13 protein-coding genes are annotated in these 15,041 nt (G+C 64.8%); 8 read left to right on the forward strand and 5 right to left on the reverse strand.

The genetic code is table 11. The features are described from left to right. The first annotated feature begins 15 nt into the window (after nt 1–15). The gene (locus JOF28_RS04295) at nt 16–606 is read left to right on the forward strand and encodes a TetR/AcrR family transcriptional regulator (RefSeq protein WP_209704632.1); all 591 of its coding nucleotides are present in this window, start codon (nt 16–18) and stop codon (nt 604–606) included. On the opposite strand, the gene JOF28_RS04300 is transcribed toward JOF28_RS04295, so the two are convergent. Beyond that, entirely contained in the window at nt 603–1,517 is a 915-nt protein-coding gene (locus tag JOF28_RS04300; protein WP_209704633.1) for a LysR family transcriptional regulator, read from the reverse strand. The two genes, JOF28_RS04295 and JOF28_RS04300, sit on opposite strands and share 4 nt — an antisense overlap. A gap of 74 nt (nt 1,518–1,591) precedes the next feature. Here JOF28_RS04300 and JOF28_RS04305 point away from each other — a divergent pair, with 74 nt between their 5' ends. Further along, a complete protein-coding gene (locus JOF28_RS04305; protein WP_209704634.1) occupies nt 1,592–3,112 on the forward strand; it encodes an aminotransferase class I/II-fold pyridoxal phosphate-dependent enzyme in 1,521 nt (506 codons plus the stop codon). 246 nt (nt 3,113–3,358) lie between these two features. Then, the gene (locus JOF28_RS04310; protein WP_209704635.1) at nt 3,359–4,804 is read left to right on the forward strand and encodes an amino acid permease; all 1,446 of its coding nucleotides are present in this window, start codon (nt 3,359–3,361) and stop codon (nt 4,802–4,804) included. Between the two features lie 81 nt (nt 4,805–4,885). Here the strand turns inward: JOF28_RS04310 and JOF28_RS04315 are convergent, their stop codons facing one another. After that, complete coding sequence (locus tag JOF28_RS04315) at nt 4,886–6,112, reverse strand: acyl-CoA dehydrogenase family protein (RefSeq protein ID WP_209704636.1); 1,227 nt, start codon at nt 6,110–6,112, stop codon at nt 4,886–4,888. 180 nt (nt 6,113–6,292) lie between these two features. On the opposite strand from JOF28_RS04315, the gene JOF28_RS04320 reads away from it, so the two are divergent. Further along, nucleotides 6,293–6,955 (forward strand): TetR/AcrR family transcriptional regulator, encoded by a 663-nt coding sequence (locus JOF28_RS04320; RefSeq protein ID WP_209704637.1) that lies wholly within the window; start codon nt 6,293–6,295, stop codon nt 6,953–6,955. 50 nt (nt 6,956–7,005) lie between these two features. Here JOF28_RS04320 and JOF28_RS04325 read toward each other — a convergent pair whose 3' ends face one another. Beyond that, complete coding sequence (locus tag JOF28_RS04325) at nt 7,006–8,046, reverse strand: AsnC family transcriptional regulator (protein WP_209704638.1); 1,041 nt, start codon at nt 8,044–8,046, stop codon at nt 7,006–7,008. 157 nt (nt 8,047–8,203) lie between these two features. On the opposite strand from JOF28_RS04325, the gene JOF28_RS04330 reads away from it, so the two are divergent. Then, nucleotides 8,204–9,436: a M20 metallopeptidase family protein gene (locus tag JOF28_RS04330; protein ID WP_209704639.1), complete on the forward strand. Its 1,233-nt coding sequence runs from the start codon at nt 8,204–8,206 to the stop codon at nt 9,434–9,436. 56 nt (nt 9,437–9,492) lie between these two features. Further along, a complete protein-coding gene (locus JOF28_RS04335; RefSeq protein WP_209704640.1) occupies nt 9,493–10,872 on the forward strand; it encodes an MFS transporter in 1,380 nt (459 codons plus the stop codon). Nucleotides 10,873–10,997: 125 nt separating this feature from the next. Here JOF28_RS04335 and JOF28_RS04340 read toward each other — a convergent pair whose 3' ends face one another. Both JOF28_RS04340 and JOF28_RS04345 read right to left on the reverse strand, forming a co-directional pair. Next, a complete protein-coding gene (locus tag JOF28_RS04340; protein WP_209704641.1) occupies nt 10,998–11,627 on the reverse strand; it encodes an MBL fold metallo-hydrolase in 630 nt (209 codons plus the stop codon). Then, on the reverse strand, nt 11,624–12,709 hold the full coding sequence (locus tag JOF28_RS04345; RefSeq protein ID WP_209704642.1) for an S-(hydroxymethyl)mycothiol dehydrogenase: 1,086 nt from the start codon (nt 12,707–12,709) through the stop codon (nt 11,624–11,626). Before JOF28_RS04345 ends, JOF28_RS04340 begins: the two co-directional genes overlap by 4 nt. Nucleotides 12,710–12,876: 167 nt before the next feature. On the opposite strand from JOF28_RS04345, the gene JOF28_RS04350 reads away from it, so the two are divergent. Together JOF28_RS04350 and JOF28_RS04355 are read left to right on the forward strand one after the other, a co-directional pair. Beyond that, entirely contained in the window at nt 12,877–13,557 is a 681-nt protein-coding gene (locus tag JOF28_RS04350) for a FadR/GntR family transcriptional regulator (RefSeq protein WP_209704643.1), read from the forward strand. A gap of 171 nt (nt 13,558–13,728) precedes the next feature. Continuing rightward, nucleotides 13,729–15,039 (forward strand): MFS transporter, encoded by a 1,311-nt coding sequence (locus JOF28_RS04355; protein WP_209704644.1) that lies wholly within the window; start codon nt 13,729–13,731, stop codon nt 15,037–15,039. Nucleotides 15,040–15,041 lie beyond the last annotated feature (2 nt).

The following is a 15,041-nucleotide window of genomic DNA, read 5'->3' on the forward strand; positions in this document are numbered from 1 at the left end:
CCCCGGGGGTTCCTCATGTCGATTGACGCGCGTGATCGCATACTTGACGCCTGCGAGCGTGTGATCGCGGTGAGCGGGCTCGCAAAGTTTCGGATGAGTGCGGTGGCCACCGAGGCAGGGGTCTCAATCGGGTTGCTCTCGTACCACTTTGGCGATCGCGACGGATTGTTGCAGGCCGCGCTTGATCGGGTGAACGCCGGCGCGACGAGCCGGGCGGCGACCATGCCCGAGCTGCAGACCGCACGGGCGCGCCTTGAGGCGCTGCTGTGCTCTGATTTTGGCGATGACGAGCAGGTGCGCGCGGGCTCCATTGTGTGGAACGAGGTGCGTGCGGCCGCCGTGTTTGACGCGGATCGCGCGGTGGTGCTGTCGCGGTCAACGTCGAGTTGGCAGGATGCGGTGCGCGAGCTGGTAGCCGAGACCGCCGTGGAGACGGCGATGTCGGCGGGGGCAGGCGCGGGCGCCGCGCTGCAGCTCGATTTTGATCTTGCGGCGCTGTCGCTCACCGCGCTGGTCGAGGGGCTTTCGGGCCGGTGGCTCACCGGGCAGATCACGGCCTCCCAGGCGCAAAGCACCGTGCGGGCCGCGGTGCGCAGCCTGGTCTAGGTCGTTACCGCTGCGATGCGCGACGAGGCCACGCGCTGCAAGATCTCACCCAGCCACCCCACGGCTGCTGGACGCGCGCCCTTGGTGGTGACGAACGACACCCGCCGCTCCCCCAACCCGTCAACGGTGTCACGCAGTTCAACCTCGAACTCTTGATCCACGGGCGCCGCGGTCGTGAGCGCGCAGCCGAGCCCCTCGGCGACGAGACCGTGAATCATGTACCAGTCGTCGGTTTCCATCAGCACCCGTATCTGCTCACCCATTTCGCTGTGCACCCGGCGCAGCACACGGTCTGAGGCTTCGCTGTCGTTGCGGCTGCAGATCCAGCGCATGCGGGTGAGGTCTTCGCGGGTGAGCTTGGAGTGCTCGGCCCATTCGCTGTGTCGCCCCACCATCACTTGGTAGGGCTCGGCGAACAGGGTGCGCTGTTCAAGGTCGGGGGTATCAAACAGGGGCTCCTCTGAAATGTCGTAGATCACCCCGGCGTGCACCTCACCCTGGCGCAGCATGCGCACGACCTCGGTGGGCTCGCCCTCCACCACTTCAACGCGCACCGAGTGGCGCTGTTCAAGCTCAGAGATCGCGGCGGGCATCAGCCGTGACCCCACCGAGGCGAACGTACCCACGCGCAGGGTGACGACCCCCGAGTCGCGGTGCCCCGCCACGGCATGCTCGGCACGGTCGAGGCGCACGAGCACGGGTGCCACCTCTGCCGCGTAAAACTCACCCAGCGGGGTGAGCTCGGTGCCGCCCCTGGTGCGCACCACCAACTGGGCTTCGAGGTGTGCTTCGAGTGTGCGCAGATGGTGCGCCACCGTCGGCACCCCGTAGCGCAGTGCCTCGGCGGCCTGGGTCAGGCTGCCGTGCTCGCGCACCGCGAGCAGCACGCGCAGCTGTTGCAAATTGATCATGACATAGAGCCTATGTCACTCACTCTTAAATCGTGATATTCCGCATCTGACTTGCAGCTCATAAAATGGCACCCATGCCGACTGCATCTTCAATTTCATCAGTGCCCGTAGCTGATGCCGCGTTCATCGAGCGCCACCGCGAAACTCCCTACTCGACCGCGATTCGCACCCTGGCCCAAGAGGACTGGCAGCGCATCATGGTGCCCGGTCACCAGGCCAGCGCCGTCAATAGCCCGGGCGTCGCGGGGCTCGTCGGCGAGCACGCGCTCACCATGGATTTTCCGATGCTGTTCAGCGGCATCGATCAGCAGACCTGGAAGCTGACGACCCCCGGCCGCATCACCCCCATCATGCGGGCGCAAGAGTTGGCGGCTGAAGCGTGGGGCGCAGCGCGCACCTGGTTCATCACCACCGGCGCCTCGGGCGGCAACCACATCGCCACGACCGTGGCCCGTGCCCTGGGCATGGAGACCGTGGTGCAGCGCAGCGTGCACTCGAGCGTCATCGATGGCATCACTCACTCCAACCTCACCCCCCACTTCGTGCACGGCGCCGTCGACACCGGGCTCGGCTCGAACCACGGCGTCACCGCCGAGCAGGTCGACCAGGCCCTCACCGCCAACCCGCAAAGCGCCTCGGTGTACATCGTGTCGCCGAGCTACTTTGGTGCGATCGCCGACGTTGAAGCCATCGCGAAGGTGGCACACGCGCACGGTGTGCCCCTCATCGTCGACGAGGCCTGGGGCTCGCACTTCGGCCTGCACCCCAAGCTGCCGGTGAACGCGGCCCGCCTCGGCGCTGACCTCGTCATCTCGAGCACCCACAAGGCGGTCGGCTCGCTCACCCAGTCGGCCATGCTGCAGCTGGGCCACGGCCCGCTCGCAAAAGACATGGAGACGCTGGTCGACCGCGTCGTGCGCTCATACCAGTCCACGAGCACAAGCGCACTACTGCTCGCCTCGCTCGATGAGGCCCGCAGCCACATCGTGACGCACCCCGAGATGGTAGAGCGCGCGCTCGAAAGCGCTGAAGAGATTCGCCGCCGCGTGCGCGCCGATCGCCGCTTCCGCGATGCCACCCCCGATATTTTGGCGAGCCCCGATGCGATCGGTAACGACCCGTTCAAGATCGCCATCGACACGCGCGGCGCGGGCATTACGGGCGATGACGCGCACTACCAGCTGCTGCGCGATCACCGCCTCTACTGCGAGCTGTCCACCACCTCGGCGTTGCTGCTGCTCGTGGGCGCCACCTCACCGGTTGATGTTGACCGGTTCTGGAACTCACTGCAGGCCCTGCCTGAGGCCGAGATCGAGCCCGAGCGCCCCTTCACGCTTCCCGCCAGCTGCGAACGCGGCATGGGTCTCAACGAAGCCTTCTTCGCGAAGGTCGAAACGGTGCCCTACACCGAGGCCGTCGGCCGCATCTCGGCTGACTCACTCGCTGCGTACCCGCCCGGAGTGCCCAACGTGCTCCCCGGCGAGATTCTCAACGATGAAGTGATCGCGTTTCTGCGCGGCACCGCGGCAGCCCCCTCGGGCTATGTGCGCGGCGCCAACGATCCCGCGCTCGACGCCTTCCGCGTCGTCGCATAACCTGCGCAAGGTCGCGACCCCTGTGGGTCGCGGCCTTGCGCCATTTCTGGCCCCAGCGCATCGATGCCTGGGATCCGGATCCATTCGTACCGCCCCTGAGCGGTCCTTACCCGTGCGGCATCGCAGCCAAAAAACCGGGCACACGACACAACGGTGTAATGTACTTCGGTCGGGTAATTTACCCCCCCACTCTGATTTCTCTGACCAGATATCAGCGCAAGATCACACCCCCACAAAGGAGTGCCCATGTCAACTGAAGCCGTTTCTCAGGCCCCACCGAGCGAAATGCAGCGCGGGCTCAAGAACCGCCACCTGCAGCTCATCGCCATCGGCGGCGCAATCGGCACCGGCCTGTTTTTGGGGTCGGGCAAACTGATCAGTGTCGCGGGCCCGTCGATCATCTTTGTGTACATGGTGATCGGCTTTTTTGTCTTCATCATCATGCGCTCACTGGGCGAACTGCTGCTGTCAAACCTGCACTACAAAACCTTCGGCGACATCGCCAAAGACATGCTCGGGCCGTGGGCCGGGTTCTTTGTGTCGTGGAACTACTGGTTCTCATGGGTGATCGCATGCGTCGCCGACATCATCGCCATCACCGCCTATGTGCAGTGGTTCAACGCCGATATTCCCAGCTGGGTGCCCGCGCTATTCGCGGCCGGCCTGCTGTTGCTGCTGAACTTGCAGCCCGTGAAGTTCTTCGGTGAGACCGAATTCTGGTTCGCCATCTTGAAGATCGTCGCCATTCTCGGCCTCATCGCCGTGGGCATCGTCTTGATCGTCATCGGATTCCAGACCCCCGACGGTAACACGGCCTCGGTGACCAACCTGTGGAGCCACGGCGGCATGTTCCCGATGGGCGCGAGCGGCTTCGTGCTCGGCTTCCAGATGGGCATCTTCTCGTTCATCGGCGTCGAGATGGTCGGCACGGCTTCTGCCGAGACCGAGAACCCGCGCAAGACCCTTCCCAAGGCGATCAACTCGATCGTCGTGCGTATTTTGATCTTCTACGTGGGCGCCCTCGCCGTCATCATGTGCGTTACCCCCTGGGATCAGATCGCCCCCGATAAGAGCCCCTTCGTGTCGACGTTGACGACGGCAGGATTCGGCCTTGCGGCGTTCGTGATTCAGCTAGTCGTGCTCACCTCGGCCGCCTCGAGCGCCAACGGCGGCCTCTACTCGGGCACCCGCATGCTCTTCGGCCTCGCGAAAGACGGGCACGCGCCTCGCGGGTTCGCCTGGACCAACAACCGCGGCGTCCCCAGCAAGGCCGTGTTCTTCACCTCGGTGTTCTTGTTCGCCTCGATTCCGCTGCTCTTCGCTGGCGACAGCGTTGTGGCGGCCTTCACCTTCGTTTCGTCGATGTGTGCCACGCTCATCCTGTTCACGTGGGGCTCGATCGTGGTGAGCTACATCGTGTACCGCCGCAGGTTCCCCGAGAGGCACGCCGCATCGAAGTTCAAGCTGCCGTTCTCGCGCGTCTCGCCCTGGCTCGTGCTCGCGTTCTTCGTATTCATCGCCGGCACGCTGCTCTACGGTGAAGACACCCGCACACCGTTCCTCGCGGCGCCGCTCTGGTTCATCCTGCTGACCGTATTGTGGCAGCTGCAGAAGCGCAAGCTGCAGCGCGAGGGCCGCCCCCTCACCTCATCGATCCCGACGGTCACCCACCCGCTCGACATCGAAGACTAGGTTCGAGCGCGTTTCGCCACAGCGGCCGGTGCTTCACAATCATCATTGTGAAGCACCGGCCGCTGTGTAGTACTAGGCGGGTTACGCGAAGGCGCTCAGCCCGGTGATGTCGCGCCCGATAATCAGTGCCTGCACCGTCTCGGTGCCCTCATAGGTGTGCAGTGCCTCGAGGTCAGCAAAGTGACGTGCCACTCGATTCTCGAGCAGAATGCCGTTACCGCCGAGCAGGTCACGCGCGTTGCGTGCCATGTCGCGGGCCGTGCGCGTGGCCGTGTACTTGCCCAGCGACGCCCCGGGGCCCGAGAGCTCACCGCGCTCTTCGGCGCGGGTCAGGCTCATAATGAGCGTCTGCAGCGTGGTGAGTTCGCTCAGCATCTCAGCCAGCCGGCTCTGCACGATCTGCGAGGCCGCAAGCGGCCGCCCAAACTGAATGCGCTGCTTGGCGTAGTTCACTGCGGTCTCGTAGACCGCGTGCGCCTGGCCCAGTGCAGCCCAAGCCACTCCGAGCCTCGTTGCCTGCAGCACCGCCGCCGTGTTCTTGAAACTGAGCGCGCCCGGCAGCTTGGCGCTCGCCGGCAGCTGCACGCCGTCAAACTCGATGTGCGCTTGCCAGATGGCGCGCAGTGACACCTTGCCCTCAATCGTGGTGGCGTTATAGCCCGGGGTGCTCTGTGGCACGAGGAAGCCTTGCACCTGGCCGTCATCACCGCGCGCCCACACCACTGAGATGTCGCCGCAGCTGCCCGAGCCGATCCACTTCTTGTGGCCGTTCAGTACGAACCCATCTGCGGTGCTCTCGGCACGCGTCTCGAGGCTCACTGAGTCCGATCCGTGAGTGGGCTCGGTCAGTGCGAATGCCCCGAGTTCGGTGCCACGGGCGAGCGGTGCTAGCCAGCGTGCGCGCTGCTCATCAGAGCCGCACATTGCGATCGACCGCATGGCCAGGCCGCCCTGCACACCCACGATGGTGGCGATTGAGCCATCGCCGCGGGCGAGCTCCATGGTCGTCAAGCTCGCAGCGAGCAAGCTCTGCTCGGGGAAGCCATCGACGTCAACGCCGTCACGCAGCAGGTCGAGCTCACCCATGCGGCGGGCGAGGTCGAGCGGGTATTCTGCGCGATCCCAGATGCCCGCGATGACAGGGCGCACCTCTTCGCGCACGAACTGCTGCGCCCGGTCACGGTAGGCGGTGTCGTCGGCAGAAAGCCCACGAAAGACGCCAGCCACATCGACATCTACCGGATCCCACAGCCGATACTCTGGCTCGGCCGTGCCCTGCGGGGTGGGGGTGCTTTTTACCTGAGACATGTCGGTTCCTCTCTGAAGCCTGCGCATGCCCGGTTACCGGGCACCATACCTCGAGCATGCCTGACACTGAGTGTCACGTCAAGCCCAGGGCGTGGTGATATTTCCAATTATCAGCCTAAAATTAGGCAAAGAAATGTGACACCTAGTTTCACAACCCGCGTTTCGTGCTATCTTCTCGATATGTCATCTCTCCCCGCGCGCAGTGTTTCGGCCCCCGAACAGGGGCCCGCTGCAGCCATTCGTTTTCTTGCCACGCGAGGGTACGATGCCACTACCGCAGAGCACCTTGCCGATGCCGTAGGCATGAGCCGCAGTACATTCTTTCGCCGCTTCGGCAGCAAAGAAGACGTCATCTTCGCTGATCACGACACATTGCTGACCGAGCTCACCGCGTTACTCGCCGGCACGGCCCAAGACCCGGCGAGCGCGGTCATCACCGGCACCCGTCGCATCCTTGATCACCATCTCGCGCAGGCAGACACCACGCGGCTGCGCGCAGAGATCTTGCGAGAGTCCCCCGCGTTGCGCGACCGCGAACTCGTCATCGGGCACCGCTATGAGCAGGTATTTGCCGCGTATCTCACCGCGCACACGCAGCTGTTGCCGTGGGAGGTGCTCGCGCTGTCAGCCAGCATCGTGGCGATCCACAATGCGACGCTGCGTCACTGGCTGCGCGATGCATCGTGGCCGGCGTCGCGCAACCTTGAGCGCGACCTCACCCAGCTCACCCAGCGTTTCTTACGCCCCGGCGCAGACGACAGCACCGTGATGGTGACGGTGTACCGCGGCGCAGACGCCGCCACCGTACTCGCGAACGTGCAGTCGGCGCTCGACGCTCAGTAGCTGACGTCGCCCCCGGATCAAAACCCAGGGCAGGTACCACCCCGCCCGAGTCAGAGCGTGGGCTGTGCAGGCTGTTGCTGCGCGCTCGACCACACCGAGCGCCCCTGCAACCCCATGTTGCGGTACATCCGTTTCCACGTGCGTAGGTGCAACACCGATTCGGTGACGGTAACGCCGGCGCTGGCACCGAGCAGTTGGGCCTCGAAGGCGACCGATTCTTCAAGGGTGCGGCTCAGCGCAGTGATCACGATGTTGGCATCACCGATAGTGAGCGCGACGAGCCGTAAGCCCCGATAGTCTCGAGCAACCGCGGTGAGCGCGGCAATACCCGCGTCTGGCACCCGCAGAAACCACGATCGTTCGATGGGCCAGCCGCTCACGTCATACGCCATTTCGCAGCGCACCGTCACCGCACCCGATTGCAAGAGCGAGGAGAGCTGCCGCCGTACCGTCGCTTCATGCCGCCCAAGTTCGTCGGCCAGCCACGCCACCTTGCTGCGCGGGTCACGAATAAAGGCGTGCGCGAGCTCACGGGCGTCGGGGTCAAACGTGGGGCCTGTGGGCTGCTTCCACACCCCTGGAGCACCGTGATCGGCGCTTTCGAGCGCCATCCGCTGCTGCGCCGGGTCGAGCGCGTCGAGCCGCCACGAGGCGCCCTCGGCCAGCAACCGCGCCACGAATCTGGCGTGCACATCGACGATGCCGGGGATGTGTGCGACGTGGTCGAGCACATCACCGATCAGTGTTTGCAGGTTGTCGGCCGCGACGGTGATGTGCAGCCGTGAGGCGATCGCACCCTCGCTCACCGCCATCACCCGACCTTCGGCGCTGAGCGCATCGATCACCTGGTCACGCTGGTCGATATCCATTGTGACCGACGCGAACGCCATAACGGAGTGGGTGCCCAACGATTCATAGGCCACGAGCCACGCCAGGCCGCCCGCTTCGAGACGCTGCCACCGCTGCGCCGTGGCCGCGGGTGAGCGGCCGATGATCTCGCCGAGCGCGGCCCACGAGATGCGCGGCGCAATCTGCAGCGCGTGCACCAGCTGGCGATCGATCTCATCGACCGTGCGTGACTCATTCGGCACCGCAGACCCCATCAATCCATGTAAACATTCGCGCGACCGCTTCCAGATGCAGATTACCCTCCGTAATCGTATGTCACCAGGGAATCAGCGCCATGATTGACCCGTTATAGCGCGCGGGCAACGTCGTCTGCTGCGTGAACGAAGAAAGAGGTCGAGCATGGATGCTCACACCATCACTCTGGGTCTCGCACCCGAGCTCATTGCGCTGCGTCGCGAACTGCACCAGCACCCAGAGGTGGGGCTGCACCTGCCTCAGACGCAGGCGCGCGTACTGCAGGAGCTTGCGGACTTGGGGCTTGAAATCACCACGGGCACCGCGCTCAGTTCGGTGACCGCCGTGCTGCGGGGTACATCTCCCCTGCGCCCGGCCACTGACGCTCCCGCCGTGCTGCTGCGCGCTGACATGGACGGCCTGTCTGTGCACGAGGACAATGACCTCAGTTACCGGTCAAAGTTCGATGGAAAAATGCACGCCTGCGGCCACGATCTGCACACGACCATGCTGATCGGCGCGGCCAAGGTACTCGCGGCGCACCGTGACGAGCTCGCGGGCGACGTCGTGTTGATGTTCCAGCCGGGCGAAGAACTGCACGATGGTGCCGCCGTGATGGTGAAGGAGGGAGTGCTCGAGGCCGCCGGTCGCCGGGTCGATGCCGCCTTCGCCATGCACGTGTTCTCCGACCGTCGCGAGCTCGGCACGTTCTCGAGCCGGCCAGGCACGATTATGTCGGCGGCCGACACCCTCAATGTGCGAGTGGTGGGCCGCGGCGGGCATTCTTCGGCACCGTATCGCGCCGTTGATCCGGTCACGATTGCCGCCGAAATGATTGTGGCGCTGCAGAATTTCGTCACCCGCCGCTTCGATGTGTTCGACCCCGTAATCATTGGGGTGGGCGCGATCGCGGGCGGCGATATGGCCGCTCCCAACGCCATCCCCGAGTCGGTGCGGTTTAGCGCGTCAGTGCGCTCTTGGTCTGCCGAGTCGCAGGAAAAGTGGCAGGCCGGCGTGCGCACGCTGCTGGCGGGCATCGCTGCGGGCCACCAGGCCAGCGTTGAGGTCGACGTGGTCGAGGGCTACCCCGCGACCATCACCGATCACAATGAGACGGCGTTTGTCGCGCAGACCGCCGCCAAGCTGTTTGGTGCTTCGCGGTACGTCAATATGGCGAACCCGCTCTCGTGCTCTGAGGATTTTTCTCGCGTGCTCGCTGAGGTTCCCGGATCATTCGTGGTGTTGTCAGCGGGAGACATCGCCGACGGCGATGAGACCCCGCCCGACAACCACAGCCCCCGCGTGCTGTTTGACGACTCGGTGCTGCCCGACGGCGCGGCGCTCTACGCGCAGCTCGCGTTTGATCGCCTCGCCCAGCTCGCCGAGCACCGCCCCTAAGCTACGCCGCACCGCCGCGCCGTAGTACTATTCACATCGCTATAAGGAGGTCATCGATGACAACCACTCGCTCAACGACCGAGCAACACCACCGCGTCGAAACCCGTCGCGCCCTCGTGGGCACCGGTTTTGGGAACGCCCTCGAATGGTTTGACTGGGCAATTTATGCCACGTTCGCGCCGTTCTTTGCTTCAAGCTTCTTTAATTCAGATAACCCCGTCTCGGCGTTCCTCTCGACGCTCGTCGTGTTTGCCGTGGGCTTTGTTGGCCGCCCCATTGGTGGCTTCATCTTTGGGCGGTTGGGTGACCGCATCGGCCGCCGCACCGCCATGTCGCTGACCGTGGGCCTCATCGCCGCGGGCGGGCTGCTCATTGGCGTCAGCCCCACCTACGACACCATCGGCGTGTGGGCTTCGGTGCTGCTGCTCGTAGCACGCCTCACCCAGGGCCTCGCCTACGGCGGCGAGCAGCCGACCGCTGGCGCGTATCTGTCAGAGCGCGCCCCGGCCAAGCGCCGCGGCCTCTGGGCCTCGCTGATCTACTCGTCGGGCACCGTTGGCGTGATGGCCGGCATGTTGCTGGGCGCCGTGCTCTCGGCCGTGCTGGGCGCAGAAACTATGGCGGCTTGGGGCTGGCGTGTGCCGTTCATCATCGCGGGCCTTGGCGGCCTGTACGCATTGTGGATGCGCCGCAGCATGCCCGAAACCGAACAGTTCACCGAGCAGATCGAGGTGGTTCTCGAGGATCAAACCGCCGAGGCAGCCAAGAAGCCCGGGTTCTTCGCCGACATGTGGACGATGCGCCGCTCGGTGATGCAGGTCGTGGGCATGACCATGGGCATGACGGTGGCGTACTACTACTGGGTGGTCGCATCGTCGTCGTACTCCATCAGCGTGCTGGGCGCAGACCCCACCGCAACGCTGCTCGCGGGCGTGGCCTCAAACGTGCTGTTCATCGCGTTTCTGCCGTTCTGGGGCATGCTCTCTGACCGCATCGGCCGTCGCCCCGTCATGCTCTTTGGGTACGTGGGCCTACTTGTTACTCTGTTCCCGCTGTCGGCACTGATCGACGGCAACCCGGTGCACCTGTTCTTCGCGATGACCGGCGCTGCCGTGTTCCTCACCGCGATCCTGTCGATCTCTCCCGCCGTGATGAGCGAGATCTTTCCGACCCGCGTGCGCACCGTTGGGGTGGCCGTGCCGCTGGCCGTGGCCACCGCGATCTTCGGCGGCACCTCGCTGTACCTGCAGACCTGGCTGACCACCACGTACGGCGCACACGCTTTCTTGATCTATCTGTCGGTTCTGCTGGTGATCTCGGCCTACACGATCTACCGTCTCCCCGAGACGAAGGGTCGCGTGCTCACAGACGACACCGAAACCTTCACCGATGCCGTTTCGGTGCCCGCTGAGGCCGCGCGCGCTTCGCTCAAGTAACGCGCCGCGCGTTCGCACGTCGCACAACGCCAGAGGCGGTGGCCCCCACATTTGGGGGCCACCGCCTCTGGCGTTACTGGCAAGGCCGGCACAGCTGGCACAGCGCGTGCGCAGCTGTCGTGCGCTTAGTGACCGCGCGCGATCCACTCTTGCAGCTGGGGCGCTTCTGCCCCAATTGTGGTGGTGTCACCGTGCCCGGTGTACACCACGGTGTCACCCGGCAGCGTCAAGAGGCGATTCGTGATCGACTCGATGATCGTCGGAAAATCGCTGTACGAGCGGCCGGTGGCACCCGGGCCACCCTGAAACAGGGTGTCCCCGGTGAACACGGCGTTCAGACCCGCGGCAACGAAACTCGTAGACCCGGGTGAGTGCCCCGGAGTGTGCTGCGCCACGAGGGTCACGCCCGCGACCTCGAAGCTGTCATCGTCGGCGATCTCGCGCTCGGGCAGTTCGTCGTACACGGCCGACCACAGCATGTGGTCTGCCGGGTTGAGAAACAGCTCAGCGCCCAGCAGATCTGCCGTTTCGCGCGCCGCCCGAATGTGGTCGTCGTGCCCGTGCGTCAACAGCACCGCGCACACGGTGCGACCGCCCACGGCCGCGGCCACGGCGGCCGCGTCGTGCGCCGGATCAATGACGATCACCTCAGCGTCGTCACCCACGATCCAGACATTGTTGTCGACATCCCAGGTGCCGCCGTCGAGTGAGAAGGTGCCGCTCGTGACGACGCGTTCGACGCGTGTGCCGGTCACAGCTCAACCACCGAACGCAGCACGGTGCCCTCTGCCATTTTGGCGAAGGCGGCTTCGACGTCACCGAGGCCGATGCGCTCGGTGACAAAGCCGTCAAGGTCGAGGCGACCGAGCTTGTACTGGTCGATCAGCATCGCGAAGTCGCGGCTGGGCAGGCAGTCGCCGTACCACGATGACTTCAGCGAACCGCCGCGGCCAAAGACGTCGAGCAGGGGCAGCTCGAGCATCATCTCGGGGGTGGGCACACCCACGAGTACCACGCGACCGGCGAGGTCGCGGGCGTAGAACGCCTGCTTGTACGTCTCGGGGCGACCCACGGCGTCGATCACGAGGTCGGCGCCGAAGCCGCCGGTAAGAGCCTGAATCGCTTCGACCGGGTCAACCTCGCGCGAGTTCACCGTGTGGGTGGCGCCAAAGCGCTTCGCCTGTTCGAGCTTCGCGTCGTCGATGTCGACGGCGATGATGGTGGTCGCACCTGCGAGCTGTGCGCCCGCGATTGCTGCGGTGCCCACGCCGCCACAGCCGATCACTGCGACCGATTCGCCGCGCTTCACCTCACCGGTGTTGATCGCCGCGCCGATGCCGGCCATCACACCGCAGCCGAGCAGGCCAACGGCTGCCGCGTCTGAGTCTTCGTCGATCTTGGTGCACTGGCCCGCGGCCACGAGCGTCTTCTCGATGAATGCGCCAATGCCCAGCGCCGGTGAGAGCACCGTGCCGTCTTCGAGGGTCATCTTCTGGGTCGCGTTGTGCGTCGCGAAGCAGTACTGCGGCTGGCCCTTGGCGCAGGCACGGCATTCGCCGCACACTGCACGCCAGTTCAAGATGACGCGGTCGCCCACGGCCACGCTCGTGACACCCTCGCCCACGGCGGCAACGCGGCCGGTGGCCTCGTGCCCGAGCAAGAAGGGAAACTCGTCGCTGATGCCGCCCAGCTGGTAGTGCAGATCGGTGTGGCAGACACCGCTCGTGATGATGTCGACGACGGCCTCGCCCGGCCCGGGATCAGGAACAATAATTGTTTCGATCGTCGCCGGCGCATCTTTCGCCCGCACGACAACGCCCTGTACTCGATAGACCATGTGGTGTCCTTTCACGCTTTCACGGTGGATCGCGCACGCGGCGGCACCTCTGGGTGCCGACTGCATTGTTGCGCTCATCTCAGGGTATCGAGGCCCGCAAGGCCGCGCCACCGACCGTGCGCGCTGAGCACAGAAATATTCGCTCACGAGATGCCATAATCAAGGCAATGAAAGCGCATGAAGTGGTGATGTCGTGGGTGACCGAGGGGCTCTCGAGTGGGCGCCTACACATTGGCGACCACTTGCCCAGCGAACGAGCGCTCGCTGAGACCCTCGAGGTGTCGCGCAGCTCGCTGCGCGAGGCGATGCGGGTGCTTGAGGCGCTCGGCACGATTCAGACGTCAACGGGGTCGGGGCCCCGCTCGGGCACGATCCTCACGGCGGCCCCCGAGCAGGCGCTCACCCTCGCGCTCAGCATGCAGTTGGCGACGCGGCACGTCGATCACGACCATATTCTCGAGGCCCGTCTGCTGCTCGAATCGTGGGCGGCGATGCGCTCGGTGACCGGCGCGGGTGATTGGGCCGGGGCGAGCGAACTACTCGATCGCATGGATGATCCGGATCTCGCTGTCGAAAGCTTCCTCACCCTTGATGCCGAGTTTCACGTCACCCTGTCACACTCGGCCGGTAACCCGCTGATCAGCAGTTTGATGGATGCGATGCGTCTCACGCTCGCCGATCACACGGTCACGCTCGCCAAGTCGCTCCCTGATTGGGAGACGACCGCGGCCCGGCTGCGCACCGAACATCGCGAGATTCTTGGCAGCTTGCAGCTGGGCGAGCGCGATGCTGCCGCGCAGCAGCTGCGCGCCCACATCGAGGGTTACTTCCACGAGACCACGCGCTAGCCGCGCGGTCACCCCGCGCCTGCCCGCGCAAACACGCCAATTGCCCGGCGTGATGTCGTGTTGACGGCGCCGCAAAGTCGACGTACACTTCTGTGGTCTGGCCACATGGTCTGGCCACAAAGTTTTTGATTTATCCTCAAAGGGGAGTACGAATTGACTGACACAACATCCGTGCAGGAAAACCCAAAGTTAAACTATCGGGTGCTGCTGGGCAGCTTGAGCGGCAGTGTGATCGAGTGGTTTGACTTCTTGGTCTACGGCACCGTCGCAGCCCTCGTCTTCAACAAGATGTACTTCCCGAGCGACAACGAGTTCGTCTCGACGATCCTCGCGTACATCTCGTTCTCGCTGACCTTCTTCTTCCGCCCTCTCGGCGGCGTGATCTTCGCGCACATCGGTGACCGCATCGGCCGCAAGAAGACCCTGTTCATCACCCTGATGCTCATGGGTGGCGGCACCGTCGCCATCGGCTTGCTGCCCGATTACAACACCATCGGCATCTGGGCCCCGATCCTGCTGATCTGCTTCCGCATTCTGCAGGGCATCGGCATCGGCGGCGAGTGGGGCGGCGCCCTGCTGCTCGCCTACGAGTACGCACCGAAGAACCGTCGCGGCCTCTACGGCGCGGTCCCCCAGATGGGCATCAGCCTCGGCATGCTCTTGGCCGCAGGCGTGGTCGCACTGCTCACCATGCTGCCCGATGACCAGTTCCTCACCTGGGGCTGGCGCATTCCGTTCGTCGGCAGCGTCGTGCTCGTGCTCATCGGCCTGTGGATTCGTAACGGCCTCGATGAGACGCCCGAGTTCAAGCGCATGCGCGAATCGGGCAAGCAGCTCAAGCTCCCCATCAAGGAGGTTGTCACCAAGCACTGGGGCGCCGTACTCGTGTCGATCGGCGCGAAGGCCGCAGAGACCGGCCCGTTCTACATCTTCGGCACCTACGTCGTCGCATACGCCACCAACGTGCTCGGCGCCCGCGACAACAACGTACTGCTCGCCATCGCTGCCGCCGCATTCGTGGCCACGCTCTGGATGCCGATCTTTGGTGCGATCTCAGACCGCATCAACCGCGCCGTGCTCTACCGCTGGTCGGCCACCGCCACCATCTTGCTCGTGGTGCCCTACTACCTCGTGCTGAACACCGGGTCGACCCTTGGCCTGTTCATCGCCACCATTGTGGGCTTCGGTATTCTCTGGGGCAGCGTCAACGCCATCTTGGGCACGCTGATCGCCGAGAACTTCGCCCCTGAGGTGCGCTACACCGGCGCTTCGCTCGGCTACCAGCTCGGCGCGGCCGTCTTCGGCGGCACCGCTCCCCTCATCGCAGCGTGGCTGTTCGAGATCAGCGGCGGCCAGTGGTGGCCCATCGCCGTGTACGTCGCCCTCTGCTGTGTCGTATCGATCGTCGCGTCCTTCTTCATCAAGCGCGTTTCGCACAAAGAACCCGTGAGCGCAGCACCTGTCGCTCAGCACACCGTCTGAAA

The organism is Leucobacter exalbidus (genome assembly GCF_017834145.1).
Taxonomy (GTDB): Bacteria; Actinomycetota; Actinomycetes; order Actinomycetales; family Microbacteriaceae; genus Leucobacter; species Leucobacter exalbidus.